We start from the raw sequence: 16,349 nt of genomic DNA on the forward strand, positions 1-16,349 counted from the left end.
CGAACCATGCAGGCCGAGTTCGTTCTACAGTCACCGGTTGCCATATGCGATAGCCCGGTGGTGACCGAGGCGCGGCGCGTTCCCTTGCCTGCAATCACCTGCCTCTCTAAAGCCGTTTGCCTTGCCTGTTTTTCCACGGCAATATGCCGGCAAAACAACCATGAGAACGGGAAGAGAAAATGGCGGCTCCCATCAAATTCGGCGTTGGCCAAAGCGTGTTGCGCAAGGAGGATGACGCGCTCATCCGCGGCAAGGGCCGCTATACCGACGACTACGCGCCGCAGGCCGCTCTGCGCTGCCTGGTGCTGCGCTCGCCGCATGCGCATGCCAAATACAGCATCGATGCCAGCCGCGCCCGCACCCTTCCCGGCGTCGCGCTGGTCCTGACTGCGGATGACGTCAAGGAGCTCGGCAATCTGCCTTGCCTGTTCAACCTCGAGACGGATCCGTTCACCGGACCGCCTTATCCGATCCTTGCCAGGGACGAGGTGCGCCATGTCGGCGATGCCGTCGCCTTCGTGGTCGCCGAGACCATCGACCAGGCCCGCGACGCGATCGAGGCGATCGAGGTCAAGTGGACGCCGCTGCCGGCGGTGACCGGCGTCGTCAACGCCATCAAGAAGGGGGCGCCGCAGGTCTGGCCGGACAAGCCCGGCAATGTGCTGTTCGACGTCTCGATCGGTGACAAGAAGGCGACCGAAGCCGCATTCGCCAAGGCGCATGCGGTGGCCGAAATCTCCATCGTCAATCCGCGCGTGGTCGCAAGCTTCATGGAGACGCGCGCGGCGGTCTGCGAATACGACCCGAAGGCCGATCATCTGACGCTGACGGTCGGCAGCCAGGGCAGCCATCGGCTGCGCGACATCCTTTGCCAGAACGTGCTCAATATCCCGACCGAGAAGATGCGGGTGATCTGCCCCGATGTTGGCGGCGGTTTCGGCACAAAGCTGTTTCCGTACCGCGAATATGCGCTGTTGGCGGTGGCCGCGCGAAAACTGAAGAAGGCGGTGAAATGGGCGGCCGATCGCTCCGAGCACTTCATGGGTGATGCGCAGGGCCGCGACAACGTCACCACCGCGAAGATGGCGCTGACTGAAGACGGCAAGTTCCTCGCCATGGATTGCGACCTGATGGGCGACATGGGCGCGTATCTCTCGACCTTCGGGCCCTACATTCCGCATGGCGGCGCCGGCATGCTGCCGGGCCTCTATGATATCCAGGCGTTCCACTGCCGGGTGCGCACCATCTTCACCAACAGCGTGCCGGTCGATGCCTATCGCGGCGCGGGCCGGCCCGAGGCCGCCTATGTCATCGAACGCCTGGTCGACGCCTGCGCGCGAAAACTCGACATGACGGTGGACGCCGTCCGCCGCAAGAATTTCATTCCGCCCAAGGCGCTGCCGTACAAGACCGCCACCGGCAAGGTCTATGATTCCGGCGACTTCGCCGCGCATCTCAAGCGCGCGATGGAGATCGCCGAGTGGAAGGAGTTTGGCAAGCGCGCCAAGCTCGCCAAAAAGCAGGGCCTGATCCGCGGCATTGGCCTTGCAAGCTATGTCGAGGTCTGCGGCGTGATGGGCGAAGAGACCGCCAATGTGCGGCTCGATCCCAATGGCGACGTTACCGTCTTGATCGGCACGCAGTCGAGCGGGCAGGGCCACCAGACCGCCTATGCGCAGATCGTTGCCGAGCAGTTCGGCCTCCCGCCCGAGCGCGTGCATGTCCGCCAGGGCGACACCGGTGAGATCGCGACCGGTCTCGGTACCGGCGGCTCGGCTTCGATTCCGACTGGCGGTGTCTGCGTCGAGCGCGCATCGAGCGAACTCGGCAACAAGCTGAAGGAGCTCGCCGCGCAGGCCCTGGAAGCCAGTATCGGCGATCTTGAAATCACCGATGGCGTGATCCGTATCGCCGGCACCGACCGCTCCATCTCGTTTGCCGATTTGGCCAAGCGCCCGGGCGCCGATCCCTCAAAGCTGAACGGCAGCGCGACCTTTGCCAGCGCCGACGGCACCTATCCCAACGGCACCCATGTAGCGGAAGTCGAGATCGATCCGGCCACCGGCATCATCAAGATCGTCAACTACGTGATCGTCGACGATTTCGGCATGACGCTCAATCCGCTGCTGCTGGCCGGCCAGGTGCATGGCGGCGCCATGCAGGGCATCGGCCAGGCGCTGATGGAGCAGGTGGTCTATGGCGCCGGTGACGGGCAGCTCATCACCGCGACCTATATGGACTATGCCCTGCCGCGTGCAGCTGATGGTCCCGCCTTCGTGTTCGAGACCGCCAACGTCCCCTGCAAGACCAATCCGATGGGCGTGAAGGGCGCCGGCGAGGCCGGTGCGATCGGCTCCTGTCCGGCCGTCGTCAACGCCATCGTCGACGCCCTGTGGCGCGAATACAAGATCGATCACATCGACATGCCGGCGACGCCGGAGCGGTTGTGGATCGCGATCAACGAGCACCATCGCCGCCACAGCCTCTGACAATCCCCAATCTGCCCGCGCGGGAATAAACCTCGCGCGCGGGGTTCTAATCTGGACGGACGGACACCCGTGAACCGGGTGGATCGTCTGTCCCAAAATCTGTGATCCGGAGAACAAAGAATGAAACGGATGATGATTGTCGCGGCGACCCTGCTGTTGGGCGCCGGCGCCGTGACGGCACAGCAGCAGGTCGCGGTTCAACAGGACAATCTGATGCGCTCGCAGGCCAAGAGCCTCTACAGCGTGATCCTCAAGATGACCAAGGGCGACATTCCCTACAACCAGAAGGCCGTCGACGAGGCGATTGCCAATCTCGAAGCCGACGTTGCCAAGATCTCCAAGACCTTCGAGATCAATCCCAAGCAGGACGTGGTGAACGCGACCTATGGTGCGTCGCCGAAGGTCTGGCAGAACAAGGCCGATTTCGATTCCAAGATCCCGCCGGTGCAGAAGGCGATCGCCGAGGTCAAGGGCAAGATCACCGATGTCGCGACCCTGAAGGCCGCCTACACCAGCATCAACGATCGCTGCAACGACTGCCACGAGACCTATCGGGTCAAGCTGAAATAGGCGTTGGGCGTTCGTAGCCCGGATGGAGCGAAAGCGAAATCCGGGTGAGCTGTCGAGCTCGATAGCTGTCGCGGATTGCGCCGCGCTCCATCCGGGCTACGGGAATCATGCTGGTCTGACCGCGTTGGCAAATTCTGCTCGCATGGCCTGACGGATCGCCGTCGGAGTGGTTATGTTTGCTCGCGCGGTCGCTGCGTCGATGCCTCACGAGGTCTGGAGTTCCGACGCGCGGCGAGGATCCTAGTCAACAGCGAGACAGGCCATGGCAAAACCGTTCCCGTCGAAAACCCATATCGGCAACCATCTGCTGCATCCGGAAACGCTGATGCTGACCTATGGCTACGATCCGCAATTGTCGGAAGGCGCCATCAAGCCGCCGGTGTTCCTGACCTCGACCTTCGTGTTCAAGACGGCCGAGGACGGGCAGGATTTTTTCGACTACGTCGCCGGCCGGCGCGAGCCGCCGGAAGGCATGGGCGCTGGCCTGGTCTATTCGCGCTTCAACCACCCCAACAGTGAAATCGTCGAGGACAAGCTCGCGGTCTATGAGCGCACCGAGAGCTGTGCGCTGTTCTCGTCCGGCATGTCGGCGATCGCGACCACGATCCTCGCGTTCGTCCGCCCCGGCGACGTCATTCTGCACTCCCAGCCGCTCTATGGCGGGACCGAAACCCTGCTGACGAACACGCTCTCGCGTCTCTCGATCGGCGCCGTCGGCTTTGCCGATGGCGTCGACGAAGCGGCGGTCAGGCAGGCCGCGGAGGAGGCCATGCGCAAGGGACGGGTCGCGATGGTCCTCATCGAAACCCCGGCCAATCCGACCAATGGCCTGGTCGACATCGCGATGATCCGCTGCATTGCCGACACGATCGGCAAGGCCCAGGGACATACGCCGATCATCGCCTGCGACAACACGTTGCTCGGACCGGTGTTTCAGCGGCCGATCGAGCAGGGCGCGGACGTTTCGCTGTACTCGCTGACCAAATATGTCGGCGGTCATTCCGACCTGATCGCAGGCGCCGCGCTCGGCGCGAAGGCGATCATGAAGGGCATCAAGGCGCTCCGCGGCGCCATCGGCACCCAGCTCGACCCGCACACCTGCTGGATGATCAACCGCTCGCTCGAGACCTTGAGCCTGCGCATGGAGAAGGCCGACAGCAACGCGCGCCTCGTGGCGGACTATTTGCGCGACCATTCCAAGGTCGCCAAGGTCCATTACCTCGGCCACCACGAAGAGGGTTCAGCGGCCGGACGCGTATTCGCGCGGCAATGCCTCGGCGCGGGATCCACATTCTCGTTCGACATCGTCGGCGGCAAGGCGGCGGCGATGAAATTTCTCAACGCGCTGCAGATCTTCAAGCTGGCGGTGAGCCTCGGCGGAACGGAGTCGCTGGCGAGCCTGCCCGCGACGATGACCCATTCCGGCGTCCCGGCCGACATCCGCCAAAAAATCGGCGTCCTGGATTCCACGATCCGGCTCTCGATCGGCATCGAGAACCCGTCAGACCTGATCGCGGACCTCACGCAGGCGCTGAGTGCGGCTTAGGCCTGGTTGCCAAAGCGCGATGCTCTGACTCGAAAAGGCCGGACGCGCCCTCCGCGCGTCCGGCCTTTTGTCGACGAGGCAGCCGTCTGACGAAGCAGCGTTGGCTTACTTCGTCACCTGACCGCGGATCTCGCCGCCCGGGTTCGCCGCCGTGTGAATGTTGACGTAAAGCTTGCCGCCCAACAGATCGGAGGCCTGCGCGTCGGTCAGCGTGGCCGAGCCTTCGGCCGGGCTCGATGCGATGCCCGGGATCGGGACCGCGACGCCGGCATTCTTGCCGGGCTCGGCGGGGCCGTGGAAATGGGCGGCGGTGGCGGGGCCGGACAGGCCGGAATAGGTCACCTTCCAGGAGAGCTTCTTGCTGGCGGCGTCATAGTCGAGATCGGCCGTGCCGGTGCCGCTGCTGGTGGTCGCCGGGACTTCGGACTTGCCGTCAAGCGTCGCCTTCAGTTTCTCCGCGCTGGCCGGGGCGGCGAATGCGACGGCGGCTCCGAGTGCCAGCGTGGCAAAAAGGACTTTGTTCATGGGTCTCTCCCTGTTGACATCTGATTGCTGTCGATTTGCAAACAGTGCAGTTCGGACTTTATTCCCGGATTCCGATCAAACCATCTAAATTATTCGTGGCTGGAGCGGACACCGGATGATCCGTAAGTTCGAGCGCGATGGGATTCTCGATGCCGCGACGAATTATTTCTGTCATCCTGATCGCCGCCGTCGCGGCCTTCGCCGTCTATTGGTGGTTGACCGCGCCGACCGTGCTGGCATTGCCGGCACCAACGCGCGGGCCCGATCTCGCCAATGGGCAGGAGCTGTTCAATGTCGGCGGCTGCTCGTCCTGCCATGCGGTGCCCAACCAGCCCGACCGCCTGCGGCTCGGTGGCGGCCTGGCGCTCGGCTCACCGTTCGGGACGTTCTATGCGCCGAACATCTCCTCCGATCCCACCGACGGCATCGGCCGCTGGAGTGAGGCCGATTTCGTCAACGCCGTGACGCGCGGCGTTTCGCCGGCGGGCACGCATTATTTTCCGGCGTTTCCCTACACCTCTTACCATTTGGCAAGGATCGACGACGTCCGCGATCTCTTCGCGTATCTGAAGACGCTGCCGGCCGTGTCGGGCCGGGTGCGCGACCACGATCTGCCGTTCCCGTTCAACATCCGCCGCAATGTCGGCATCTGGAAACTGCCGTTCATGGATGTCAGGCCGTTCGCGCCGGATGCAAATCGCTCCGCGCAATGGAATCGCGGCGCCTATCTCGTCAACGGCTTTGGCCATTGCGCCGAATGCCACAGCCCGCGCAATTTTCTCGGCGGCGTCATCACCTCGCAGCGGTTCGCCGGCGGTCCCAATCCGGAAGGCGAGGGCTGGGTGCCGAACATCACCCAGAAGGGCATAGGTAGCTGGAGCGAGAACGACATCGCCGATTTCCTCGAAACCGGCGACATGCCCGAGGGCGACAGCGCCTCCGGCGCGATGCGGCCGGTGATCAAGAATCTGGCGCAACTCAGACCTGAGGATCGCGCCGCGATGGCCGCTTATTTGAAGTCGCTGCCGCCGGTCGACGGGCCGACGCCGCCCAAGCGCAAAGAGGGCGGCGGCTAGCTCGCGCCGAACGCCTTGAAGGTGATGATGGTGAGGGTGTCCTGGATGCCCGGCAGCACCTGCACCTTCTCGTTGACGAAGTGGCCGATGTCGGTGTCGTTGTCGACGTAGAACTTCACCAGAAGATCGTACTGGCCGGCCGTGGAGTAGATCTCGGAGGCGATCTCGGCTTCGGCGAGCGCGTTGGCCACCGTGTAGGACTGGCCGAGCTTGCATTTGATCTGGACGAAAAAGGGAACCATTGCAGTCACTCCGAAGGCATATCTGGCGGCTAATAGGCCAAACCCGGCCGAATATAGCAAGCGGACTTGCCGGCTGCCGGCAGCAGCAGCCGTTTTGCGCGCAGATACCAGTCCTGCGCTAGGGCGTCACGGTCGCGGCCGCGAATGCGTCCCTGAGCCGCTGCGCCAGCTCGGCCTTGCGATAGGGCTTTCTCAGAACGACCGCCCGCGCCTGGACACGGCCCTGCTCGACCAGCGTCTCCAGTGCGTAGCCGGAGGTGAACAGGACCGGGAGACCCGGACGAATCCGCCGGGCCTGTTCGGCGAGCTCCCAGCCGCTCATGCCACCCGGCATGATGATGTCGGTGAACAGCATGTCGATGCGGGGATCGTCGCGCAGCCGCTGCAGGGCCTCCGTGCCGTTGACGGCGGCGACGACCCGATATCCGAGAGCCTCGACCCTTTGGGTCACCGAGGAGCGCACGAACGGATCGTCTTCCGTGATCAGGATCGTCTCGCGCCCGCGGGGCGCCGCCTCCTCATTGTCCGGCGTATCGGCCGGCGATTCGCCCGCGCCGGCGCGCGGCAGGTAGATCCGGACCGTCGTCCCAAGGCCCGGCTCGCTATAGATCGAGACATGGCCGTCGGACTGTTTGGCGAAGCCATAGACCATGCTCAGCCCGAGCCCCGAGCCCTTGCCGACTTCCTTGGTGGTGAAGAATGGTTCGAAGGCGTGCTCGATGACGTCAGGCGTCATGCCTTCGCCGTCATCGGTGACGGAGATCAACGCGTAGCTGCCGGATGCGAGTTCCGGGTGCAGCGCGTGATAATGCTCATCGATTGCAGCCAACTCCGTGCTCAGGGTCAAATGCCCTCCGGCCGGCATGGCGTCCTGCGCGTTGAGCACCCGGTTCAGCAAGGCAGATTCAAGCTGGGCGCGGTCCGCGAATGTCTGGATCGTGCCGGGCCCGAATGCCGTCTCGATCTCGATGTTTTCGCGCAAGGTGCGCTTGAACAGCTTGAGCATGGATTCGAGCAGCTCGCGGCAATCGATCGCCTTCGGCCGGAGCAGCTGGCGGCGGCTGAACGCGAGCAACCGCTGCGTCAGCTCCGCGCCGCGTTCGCCGGACTCGCAGATGTCGTCGGCAAATTGCCGCAGGTCCGGCCGGGCCTTGAGCTCTTCGCTGAGGAGCTCGGCGTTGCCGATGATGACGGTGAGGAGATTGTTGAAGTCGTGGGCGATGCCGCCCGAGAGCTGGCCGACCGTCTCCATCTTCTGCGCCTGCTGGAGCTGCTGCTCCGTCAGCTTGCGCGCGGTCAGATCGTGGACGATGCCGACATAGATCAGATCGCCGTCCTGCCACGCCTGGCCCACCGACAGATCCATCGGAAAGGTCGAGCCGTCCTTGCGCAGGCCGACGGATTCCCCGGTTGCGAAGCGCCGCGCATGAGCTGTGGACGAGGGCCTCTCGTTGGACATCAGCATGCTGACGTCGAGATTCATGACCTCGTCGGCGCGATAGCCGAACAACCGTTCGCAGGCCGGGTTGAACAGCAGAATGCGGGCTTGCGCATCGAACAGGATCACGCCGTCGACCGCGGTCTCGACGACAGCGGTGAGGCGCGTCATGCTTTCGCGCATCGCGCGCTGCGCGTCTCCGAGCTGCTGGAGCAGCAGCGTCGCGTCCCGGCTCTTGATTTCCTCCTGTTCGAGCGCGGCCTGGACCTTTTGAAGCTGAAACGGGGAGGGGATCGTCAGGATCTTCGGCAGCAGCGGCCAGAGCGCGCCAGCCGTGAAGACCGACGCCACCGCCGTCACCGCCTTGACGATGCCCTCGATGCCATAGGCCGGGACCCAGAGCGTGTAGATCGACAGCAGGTGCGTCAGGCCGCACGCCGTGATGAAGACCGCGAACGCCCAGTACACCCAGCCGAACTGGAGGTCGCGCCGCTTGATGACGAGAATTGCGAGAGCAAACGGAATGGAGAAATAGGCAGCCGCGATACAGGCGTCCGAGACGACGTGGAGCCAGATCAACTCGGGCTCCCACAACAGGCAGATGCCGTGCGGTGAAAACATCGAGGAGTCGAGGATGCGTTCGAAGTAGGCCCACATGATTCCACTCCGAGAGGCTTGCGGGCCGAGGTCGGCCCGCAACGTTGGTGTCGCTGGACTGATTCCGGCACCAACGTGTCACTCATCGATCTGGACGCCAAGGCCCGCAGCGGGATCAAGGCCATTTTTTGCAACCTCTGCACGACTGCGGGACGACAATGCCGCGTCGGATCGCGACTGGCTGATTCGCCGGGGCCGGTTTTGCGCGCCGCGAATGGCGGCCGGTGCGGCTTGCTGGGGCTCCCTGAGCGCGGTAGGACAGGCCATGGCGGTGTCCCCCTCAAGCAAGCGTATCCCGCGATGACCACGCCCGTGGCGCTCACAATTGCCGGCTCCGATTCGAGCGGCGGCGCCGGCATTCAGGCTGACCTGAAGACCTTTGCCGCGCTCGGTGTCTACGGCGCCTCGGCCATCACGGCGCTGACGGCGCAGAACACCAATGGTGTCACCGGCATTCACGCGGTGCCGGCCGAGTTCGTCACCGCGCAGATCGACGCCGTGTTCGCCGATCTCGATGTCGGGGCGGCGAAGATCGGCATGGTGGCGCAAGCCTTGAGCATCGACGCGATCGCAGCCGCGCTGTCGCGCTGGGCTCCGCGAAATGTGGTGCTCGATCCGGTGATGGTCGCAACCTCCGGCGATCGGCTGCTGTCACCGCAGGCCGTCGAGGCCCTGCGCAACAAGCTGGTGCCGCTCGCCTCGGTGATCACGCCGAATCTGCCGGAGGCCGCCGCTCTGCTCGACGAGCCGGTCGCGCGTAGCGAAGCCGAGATCGAGAGCCAGGGGCGGCGCCTGCTCGCGCTCGGCGCTCGCGCGGTGCTGATCAAGGGCGGCCACGGCGAGGGTGCCGCGAGCATCGACTATCTCGTCAGCGCGGAAAGCACGATCGCACTCGCCGCGCCGCGCGTCGCGACCAAAAATACCCACGGCACCGGCTGCTCGCTGTCCTCGGCGATCGCGGCAGGTCTCGCCAAGGGCGACACTCTTGAGCAGGCGGTGCGCAACGCCAAGGCCTGGATCAGCGCCGCGATCGCCGCCGCCGACCGCTTCAGCGTCGGTCATGGCCATGGGCCGGTCCATCATTTCCACAAATTTTACTGACGCGGGCGAGTTCGACCTCTTCCGCTTGCGGGTAGGGCAATCGCATATGGGTCCTCGCGGCCATCCTTCGAGACGCCCGCCGTTGGCGGGCCCTCAGGATGAGGACCGAGTGTGCGGCAGCAGTTTCAACGGGCACCGATGCCGCTTAGCCTCATCCTGAGGAGACCGCGAAGCGGTCGTCTCGAAGGACGAGGCGTGCGTTCAGCCCTCCCAAAATACCATATGCGATTGCCCTGCCCGCAAGCGGGCGAGGGAGCGCACCTGCGATCGTGACTTACAGTGTGAATCTGATCCTGGGCGGGGCGGCTGCGGCGCCATGTCGCCTGATTGTCGCATGCGGCTGATATTCGCAGGGAGGGCGAGGCGAGTTTGATTCGTATCTGAGGGTGCCTCAAAGGTTTCGATCGTTCATCCCCCTGTCACGGGATATTGTTACAGGCTGTCGCATGGGAAGTTACGATATGAGTGACGAGAGCCCTGAAAGGCGCTTTCGCACCTTGTTCATCTCCGACGTTCATCTCGGAGCCCGCGGTTCGCAAGCCGACCTTCTGCTGGATTTCCTGCGCTACCACGATGCCGACACCATCTATCTCGTCGGCGACATCGTCGACGGCTGGGCGCTGAAATCGAGCTGGCACTGGCCGCAATCGCATAACGACCTGGTGCAGAAGCTTTTGCGCAAGGCGCGCAAGGGTGCCAAGGTCATCTACATTCCCGGCAATCACGACGAGTTCCTGCGCAACTATTACGGCACGCATTTCGGCGGCATCGATGTGGTCGAAAACACCGTCCACACCGGCGTCGATGGCAAGCGGTTTCTGGTGATCCACGGCGACATCTTCGACCTCGTGGTGCAGAACGCGCGCTGGCTCGCCCATCTCGGCGACAAGGCCTACGACTTCGCCATCCAGATGAACCGCTTCGTCAACTTCTTCCGGCGTATGTTCAAAGTGCCTTATTGGTCGCTGTCGCAATGGGCCAAGCAGAAGGTCAAGAACGCCGTCAATTATATCGGCGCGTTCGAGCAGGCGCTCGCCGCCGAGGCGCGCCGCCACGACGCCGACGGCGTGATCTGCGGCCACATCCATTATGCCGTGATCCGCGACGAGGGCGGCATCCGCTACATGAACTGCGGCGACTGGGTGGAGAGCTGCACCGCGCTGGTCGAGCACGACGACGGCCATTTCGAGATCATCACCTGGGCGGATCACGCGCAAAAGCCGGCGGAAGTCCCCCAGGTGGCGGCAAGGGCGGCCTGATGCGCATCCTGGTCGCGACCGACGCCTGGCACCCGCAAGTCAATGGTGTGGTTCGGACGCTGACCAAGCTCGCTGACGCCGCGAACGGCTTCGGCGTCGAGCTCACGTTTCTGACGCCGCAATCGTTCCGCACCTTCGCGATGCCGAGCTATCGCGACGTGCGGCTCGCGATGCCGCGCCCGGCCCGGATTGCAAAGCTGATCGAACAGGCCCAGCCCGACAGCATCCATATTGCGACGGAGGGGCCGATCGGCCTGATGGTCCGCCGCTTCTGTCGCCAGCGCAGGCTGCCGTTCACGACCAGCTTCCACACCCGCTTCCCCGAATATGTCCGCGCCAGGGTGCCGGTTCCGGAATCCCTGATCTGGCGCGCGCTGCGGCGCTTCCACAGCGCCAGCCGAGCGGTGATGGCGGCAACCCCGGCGCTCGCCCGCGAACTGACCGAGCGCGGCTTCGCCAAGGTCGTGCTGTGGCCGCGCGGCGTCGACACCCATTTGTTCCACCCGCGTGCGATCGACCTGTGCCTTCCGGCCCCGGTGTTCCTTTCGGTCGGTCGCGTCGCGGTGGAGAAGATCTCGAAGCCTTCCTCGACCTCGACCTGCCCGGCACCAAGGTGATCGTCGGGGATGGCCCCGCCCGCGTCGCGCTGGAGGAGGCATATCCGGATGCGATCTTTCTGGGGGAAAAGCACGGCGAGGAACTGGCGGACATCTACGCGGCCGCCGACGTCTTCGTGTTTCCCAGCAAGACCGACACCTTCGGCCTGGTCCTGCTCGAGGCGCTGGCAAGCGGCTTGCCGGTCGCGGCGTTTCCGGTGAAGGGTCCCCGCGACGTCATAGGCGATGCGCCGGTCGGCGCGCTGGATCATGATCTGCGCGATGCCTGCTTGGCAGCGCTCGACGTTTCCCGCCAGGCCTGCGTCCAATTCGCCTCCAATTACACCTGGGAGGCCTCGGCCCGGGCTTTTGTCGACAGCATTCTGGCGGTCGGCGCGGTGCTGCCCGGCCGGAACAGCGCGGATCAGCCACGCTTCGTCGCCTGACCAGGCGAAATCCTCGCGCGGAGATGTCTTGCCCGCGGCTCCTCCGCCGCGATAACATCTGACATGACCGAACAGCTCCTCCCGATCGGCCCAGCCGATATCGATGCCGCAGCGCGCGTGATCGCACCCTTCGCCGTCCGCACCCCGCTGTTGTCCTTTCCCGTGCTCAACGAGCGCGTCGGCGCGAAGGTCTTTCTGAAGCCGGAGATGCTCCAGCGCACCGGCTCCTTCAAGTTCCGCGGCGCCTTCAACAAGGTCGCCTCGATTCCGGAGGACAAGCGCGCCGGCGGCGTGGTCGCGTTCTCCTCCGGCAACCACGCCCAGGGCGTGGCGGCCGCGGCAAAGATCCTCGACATGCACGCGACCATCGTGATGCCGGCAGACGCGCCCTTGTCGAAGCGCGAGCGCACCAAATCCTACGGCGCCGAGGTCGTGCTGTATGACCGTGACCGCGACGACCGCGAGGCGATCTCGCGCGGTATCGCCGAGAAGCGCGGCGCGACGCTGGTCAGGCCCTATGACGATCCCTTCGTCATCGCCGGGCAGGGCACTGCCGGCCGCGAAATCGCGGAGGATATGGCAGCGCTCGGCCTTAAGCCGGACATCGTGGTCGCGCCGGCCTCCGGCGGCGGCCTGATCGCCGGCGTTGCGACTGCGGTGAAGGCGCGCTTTCCGCTCGCCGAGATTGTGGTGGCCGAGCCCGAGGCCTTCGACGATCACGGGCTGTCGCTGACCGCAGGTCATCGCGAGCCGCATGCGCCGGCAGGCCGCACCATCTGCGACGCGCTGATGGCCTTGATCCCTGGCGAGATGACCTTTGCCATCAACAGCAAGCTGCTGGCGCGCGGCGTCACCGCCTCGGACAAGGAAGTCGGCGCGGCGGTCGCCTTCGCCTATCGCGAGCTGAAGCTGGTCGTCGAGCCCGGCGGCGCCGTCGGCCTCGCCGCGCTGCTCGCCGGCCGCCTCGACGTCGCCGGCAAGAATGTCGTCATCGTGCTCTCCGGCGGCAATGTCGATGCTGATCTGTTCGCCGAGCTGGTGGCCTGATCATCTCACATGAAGAAGGGGCAGCGCGTTGCGGCGCTGCCCCTTTCTCGTCTTTGGGGTTTGTCGTGATCAGTGCATGAAGCCGCGGTGGTTGTTGCCGCCATTCATGACTGGCGACTGGTTCATCGACTGGCGGAAGTTGCTGCCGCCACCATTGCCGATCGCATTGAACTGCGGACGGTTGTTCTGCTGGTTGTTCTGCACCTGCACCTTGTTCACCGGGTTGTTGTTCAGTTTCACGTCGTTGTTGACGTGGATCGGATTGGTCTGCGTCTGGACTTTCGTCGTCTTCACGTCGGTCGTCTTGACCTCGATGTTCGAGCCGCCTTTGCCGACATTCACCGGCATGCTCACGATCTTGCCCGGGTTAGCGTTGGCGTTGCCGGCATTTGGCGTAGTGTTGGTCACCGGCAGCGTCACGATCTTGCCGATGCTGCCGTTGTTCGTCGTCGTGTTGGTCGGCGCGGGCAGGGTGACGATCTTGCCGCCAGCGCCGCCAGTGCCGATCAAATTGCCCTCGCCCTGCTTCTGCACGACCGGCAGACTGCCGTTTGCTTGCGCATGATCATTGCCCTGCTGCATCAGCGGCATGTATTTGGGCTGGCCGAGATTGCCGAGCTTCAAGGTCGGGGCGATATTCTGCGGAGCCAAGAACTTCGTCGCCTGCATCAGCGGGATCAGCTTCGGCTGCTTCTCGAGCTTCAGCGCGACCTGCGCATAGGGGCTGTTGCCGTAGCTGTCGTAGAAGCTCTTGTAGCCGAGCGGCGAGTTCGCAAGCACCGCCTTGTGCCAGGCCTGCGAGATCAGGAGGTTCGACAGCAGCCAGCGGATGTGGTCGCACAGCGGGTCGTGCGGATACATCTCGATGAACTCCTGATAGTATTCGGGCCGGCCTTCCGACAGCACATAATCATAGGCCTGGCGGGTCGAGCGGCTCGGCAGGTTGGAGGCCATCTGCACCACCGGCGCATTCACCGGCGCGCGGTTGGCGGCGACGGCGGTGTCGCCGAAGAAGGTGAAGTCGGAGGTGAGCGACGAACTCTCCCACGGATCTGCGCGCCGCTGGTGGTCTGGTTGACCTCGAGACGCACGCGCTTGAACAGCTGCTCGATCGGCACGTTGGGTTCGCGCGCGATGTTCAGGAAGGCCTGTGTGTAGGGGCTGTGGCCGCCGGCACCGTCGAGCGCCTCGGCGCCCGGCGCGGTGGAATAGCCGACGATCGAGCCGTTCGGCGCATCGACGATGGCGAGACCGCGGCTGGCGTCGTTGACGTTCGGGAACGGGTTGTTGCGGCAGGCATCAAGGATGACGATGCGCATCCGGCTCGGGATCGTCTCCAGCGTCGACATCACGTCGACCAGACGCACCGAGTTGTTGACGAGCTCGGTCTGGTTCGAGACCTTCGCGTCGACGGGAACGAGATAGTTCTCGCCGGCGAGCTGCACGCCGTGTCCGGCGTAATAGACCATCGCCACCGTATTCGGACCGCGCGCGGAGACTTTTGCCGAAAAATCCTGGACGACGCGGAGCATGTCGTTCTGGGTCAAATCGGTCGCCGAGATCACCTCGAAGCCGGCCGAGTTCAGGAACTGCGCCATCGATTGCGCGTCATTGTCGGGGTTCGCCAGCTGCGGCGCGTTCTGGTAGTTCGAATTGCCGATCACCAGCGCGACCCGCTGCTCCGGGCCTTGCAGCGCGGTCGGGGCCGGCTCGACCGGGGCGACTTGTGCGGAAACAGGGCCGCAGGCGAAGCCGAACAGGCTTCCCAGCAGGCCCGTGATCATCAGGAAAGGCTTTAGGCGGAACATGGCGTGCTCCTTTGGCACTCATCTCGATGCGAGATTGGTTGCGCCGAAGCTTGGCCGCGTTCGAGCCTTGGGTCCGTGATTGCGATCACTCTGGGTGCATGCGTGATCTGAATCACGCTGGTCCCGCCATCATGAGCATAGGGGGTTGCAGGAGAGCGAGCGCCGCTTACGAGAAGAACGCGATCTTTTCGGCTTGCGTCATCCTGCGGATTGGCGCCAGTGCGTCGTTGGCCGCAGTGCGGGGCTTTTGCAGCATGCCGCTGGCCAGGATGGTTGCGCCGAGTGATTGCTCGGGCAGGGGCGAGGGCATGGGCAATGTCGCGGTCGGCGCCGCGCCGAACGTTGCCGTGGCCGCCATTGCCATGGCCGGCTGCTCCATCACTTCGGCGGCGGCTTCTGCTATCGCATCGGTGAGGCGGGCGAGCGATTCCATCGCGATCGGCGCCTCGATGACGGGCTCCTCAACCTGCGGTGCGACGGCCGGCTCCACAGCGACCGGCTCAGGAACGTCGACGGCAACCGGCGGCGCGACGTCCGCGGCCACAGGCTCCGGGATCTCCGCAGCCATCTCCATGGGCTCGACGATTTCGTCGAACTCCGGATCGGGCGCGGCCATCTCCATCGCGATCGCCGCGAGCACGGCGTCGTCTTCGGCCTCCGCAGCGGCGTCGAGCGAGAACTCGTCCGTGATCTCCGCGACAGCGGCAGGCTCGGCGAGGCTTTCCTCAACCGCAGCGAAACTCTCTTCAGCCGCGACATGGGTCTCGGCAACCTCCGGCGCGACGGTGACGTCCGTCGCTTCCTCGGCGAGGGACATCGCGTCAGCAGCGCCGGCGGGTTCGTGCTCAGGAGCGACAGCGACATCCTGCGGCGCCTCAGTAAAAGCCACGGGTGCTTCGCTCGTCGGCGCTTCCGCGACCGGAGGCTGCGATTCCTGCACGGGAGCCGGGCCAGGCTCCACCGCCAAGCCGTTCGCGTCGGTCTGGTCGACCCGGTCTCTCAACAGATCGAAGGCGACCTTGAGGTCGCCGCGCGGGTCTAAGATGGAAGCCTGGGCGCAAGCCGCTTCCATCGAGGCGAGCTGCAGATCAATCAGGTCGCAGATTCGGCTGTCGGCGCCGATCTCGCGCCAGCGCCACGAGATCTCCTTGATGATGCGCACCCCGCGCGGGATCGCCGAGAGGCTGGCCTGGATCGCCGCGGGATCGACGGCCGCGATCGCGATCGTCTCGGCCTCGCGGATTGCGCGGCGGATCTCGACCAGCGCTTCGGGCAGGCGGTCCTCGACGAGGGGTTGCCGCTGTGCCGCAAGGGTTTCCTCGATTTTCGCGACGGCGTCGAGCACCATGCTGGTATCGGCGTTGCGGTTGCGCTTGGCGAATTCGCCGAGGAACCAGCGGCCGCGCGCGGTCTCCATAAAGGCTTCGCGGATCGCGTCGTAATCCTGCTCGTTCGGCTCGGCCGCACGGGCAGACATAGGCGAGAGGGCGAATGCTTCAGAGGCCATGTCAATCTCGTCGCGCAAATCACGGCGCGTTACAGTAACGAT

General features: G+C 64.7%; 11 protein-coding genes and 2 pseudogenes. 8 read left to right on the forward strand and 5 right to left on the reverse strand.

Annotated features, from left to right (window positions below):
• Positions 1 to 179: 179 nt before the first annotated feature.
• The 3 genes from AB8Z38_RS00690 (at position 180) to AB8Z38_RS00700 (ending at position 4,605) form a co-directional block, all read left to right on the forward strand.
• The gene (locus AB8Z38_RS00690; protein WP_369722606.1) at positions 180 to 2,489 is read left to right on the forward strand and encodes a xanthine dehydrogenase family protein molybdopterin-binding subunit; all 2,310 of its coding nucleotides are present in this window, start codon (positions 180 to 182) and stop codon (positions 2,487 to 2,489) included.
• 120 nt (positions 2,490 to 2,609) lie between these two features.
• Positions 2,610 to 3,059 (forward strand): cytochrome c, encoded by a 450-nt coding sequence (locus AB8Z38_RS00695; RefSeq protein ID WP_369722608.1) that lies wholly within the window; start codon positions 2,610 to 2,612, stop codon positions 3,057 to 3,059.
• Between the two features lie 262 nt (positions 3,060 to 3,321).
• On the forward strand, positions 3,322 to 4,605 hold the full coding sequence (locus AB8Z38_RS00700; protein WP_369722609.1) for a cystathionine gamma-synthase family protein: 1,284 nt from the start codon (positions 3,322 to 3,324) through the stop codon (positions 4,603 to 4,605).
• Positions 4,606 to 4,710: 105 nt separating this feature from the next.
• Here the strand turns inward: AB8Z38_RS00700 and AB8Z38_RS00705 are convergent, their stop codons facing one another.
• A complete protein-coding gene (locus tag AB8Z38_RS00705) occupies positions 4,711 to 5,130 on the reverse strand; it encodes a CHRD domain-containing protein (protein ID WP_369722610.1) in 420 nt (139 codons plus the stop codon).
• A gap of 149 nt (positions 5,131 to 5,279) precedes the next feature.
• Here AB8Z38_RS00705 and AB8Z38_RS00710 point away from each other — a divergent pair, with 149 nt between their 5' ends.
• Positions 5,280 to 6,206 (forward strand): cytochrome c, encoded by a 927-nt coding sequence (locus tag AB8Z38_RS00710; RefSeq protein WP_369722611.1) that lies wholly within the window; start codon positions 5,280 to 5,282, stop codon positions 6,204 to 6,206.
• On the opposite strand, the gene AB8Z38_RS00715 is transcribed toward AB8Z38_RS00710, so the two are convergent.
• A complete protein-coding gene (locus tag AB8Z38_RS00715) occupies positions 6,203 to 6,448 on the reverse strand; it encodes an Lrp/AsnC ligand binding domain-containing protein (RefSeq protein ID WP_106951518.1) in 246 nt (81 codons plus the stop codon). The two genes, AB8Z38_RS00710 and AB8Z38_RS00715, sit on opposite strands and share 4 nt — an antisense overlap.
• A 118-nt stretch (positions 6,449 to 6,566) precedes the next feature.
• The gene (locus AB8Z38_RS00720; protein WP_369722612.1) at positions 6,567 to 8,543 is read right to left on the reverse strand and encodes a PAS domain S-box protein; all 1,977 of its coding nucleotides are present in this window, start codon (positions 8,541 to 8,543) and stop codon (positions 6,567 to 6,569) included.
• A 300-nt stretch (positions 8,544 to 8,843) separates the two neighbouring features.
• Here AB8Z38_RS00720 and thiD point away from each other — a divergent pair, with 300 nt between their 5' ends.
• From thiD to AB8Z38_RS00740, 4 genes and pseudogenes are all read left to right on the forward strand, one after another.
• Positions 8,844 to 9,644 carry a bifunctional hydroxymethylpyrimidine kinase/phosphomethylpyrimidine kinase gene (gene thiD / locus AB8Z38_RS00725; RefSeq protein WP_369722613.1) on the forward strand — a complete coding sequence of 267 codons (801 nt, stop codon included), beginning with the start codon at positions 8,844 to 8,846 and terminating at the stop codon, positions 9,642 to 9,644.
• Positions 9,645 to 10,090: 446 nt separating this feature from the next.
• The gene (locus AB8Z38_RS00730; protein ID WP_369722614.1) at positions 10,091 to 10,903 is read left to right on the forward strand and encodes a UDP-2,3-diacylglucosamine diphosphatase; all 813 of its coding nucleotides are present in this window, start codon (positions 10,091 to 10,093) and stop codon (positions 10,901 to 10,903) included.
• Positions 10,903 to 11,945, forward strand: a pseudogene (locus AB8Z38_RS00735) (glycosyltransferase family 4 protein). Before AB8Z38_RS00730 ends, AB8Z38_RS00735 begins: the two are co-directional and overlap by 1 nt.
• A gap of 63 nt (positions 11,946 to 12,008) precedes the next feature.
• A complete protein-coding gene (locus AB8Z38_RS00740) occupies positions 12,009 to 12,992 on the forward strand; it encodes a threonine/serine dehydratase (RefSeq protein WP_369722615.1) in 984 nt (327 codons plus the stop codon).
• Between the two features lie 69 nt (positions 12,993 to 13,061).
• On the opposite strand, the pseudogene AB8Z38_RS00745 reads toward AB8Z38_RS00740, so the two are convergent.
• Both AB8Z38_RS00745 and AB8Z38_RS00750 read right to left on the reverse strand, forming a co-directional pair.
• Positions 13,062 to 14,800 (reverse strand): annotated as a pseudogene (locus AB8Z38_RS00745) (caspase family protein).
• 166 nt (positions 14,801 to 14,966) lie between these two features.
• A complete protein-coding gene (locus AB8Z38_RS00750; RefSeq protein WP_369722616.1) occupies positions 14,967 to 16,307 on the reverse strand; it encodes a hypothetical protein in 1,341 nt (446 codons plus the stop codon).
• Positions 16,308 to 16,349: the final 42 nt, after the last annotated feature.

Source organism: Bradyrhizobium sp. LLZ17 (assembly GCF_041200145.1).
GTDB lineage: Bacteria > Pseudomonadota > Alphaproteobacteria > Rhizobiales > Xanthobacteraceae > Bradyrhizobium.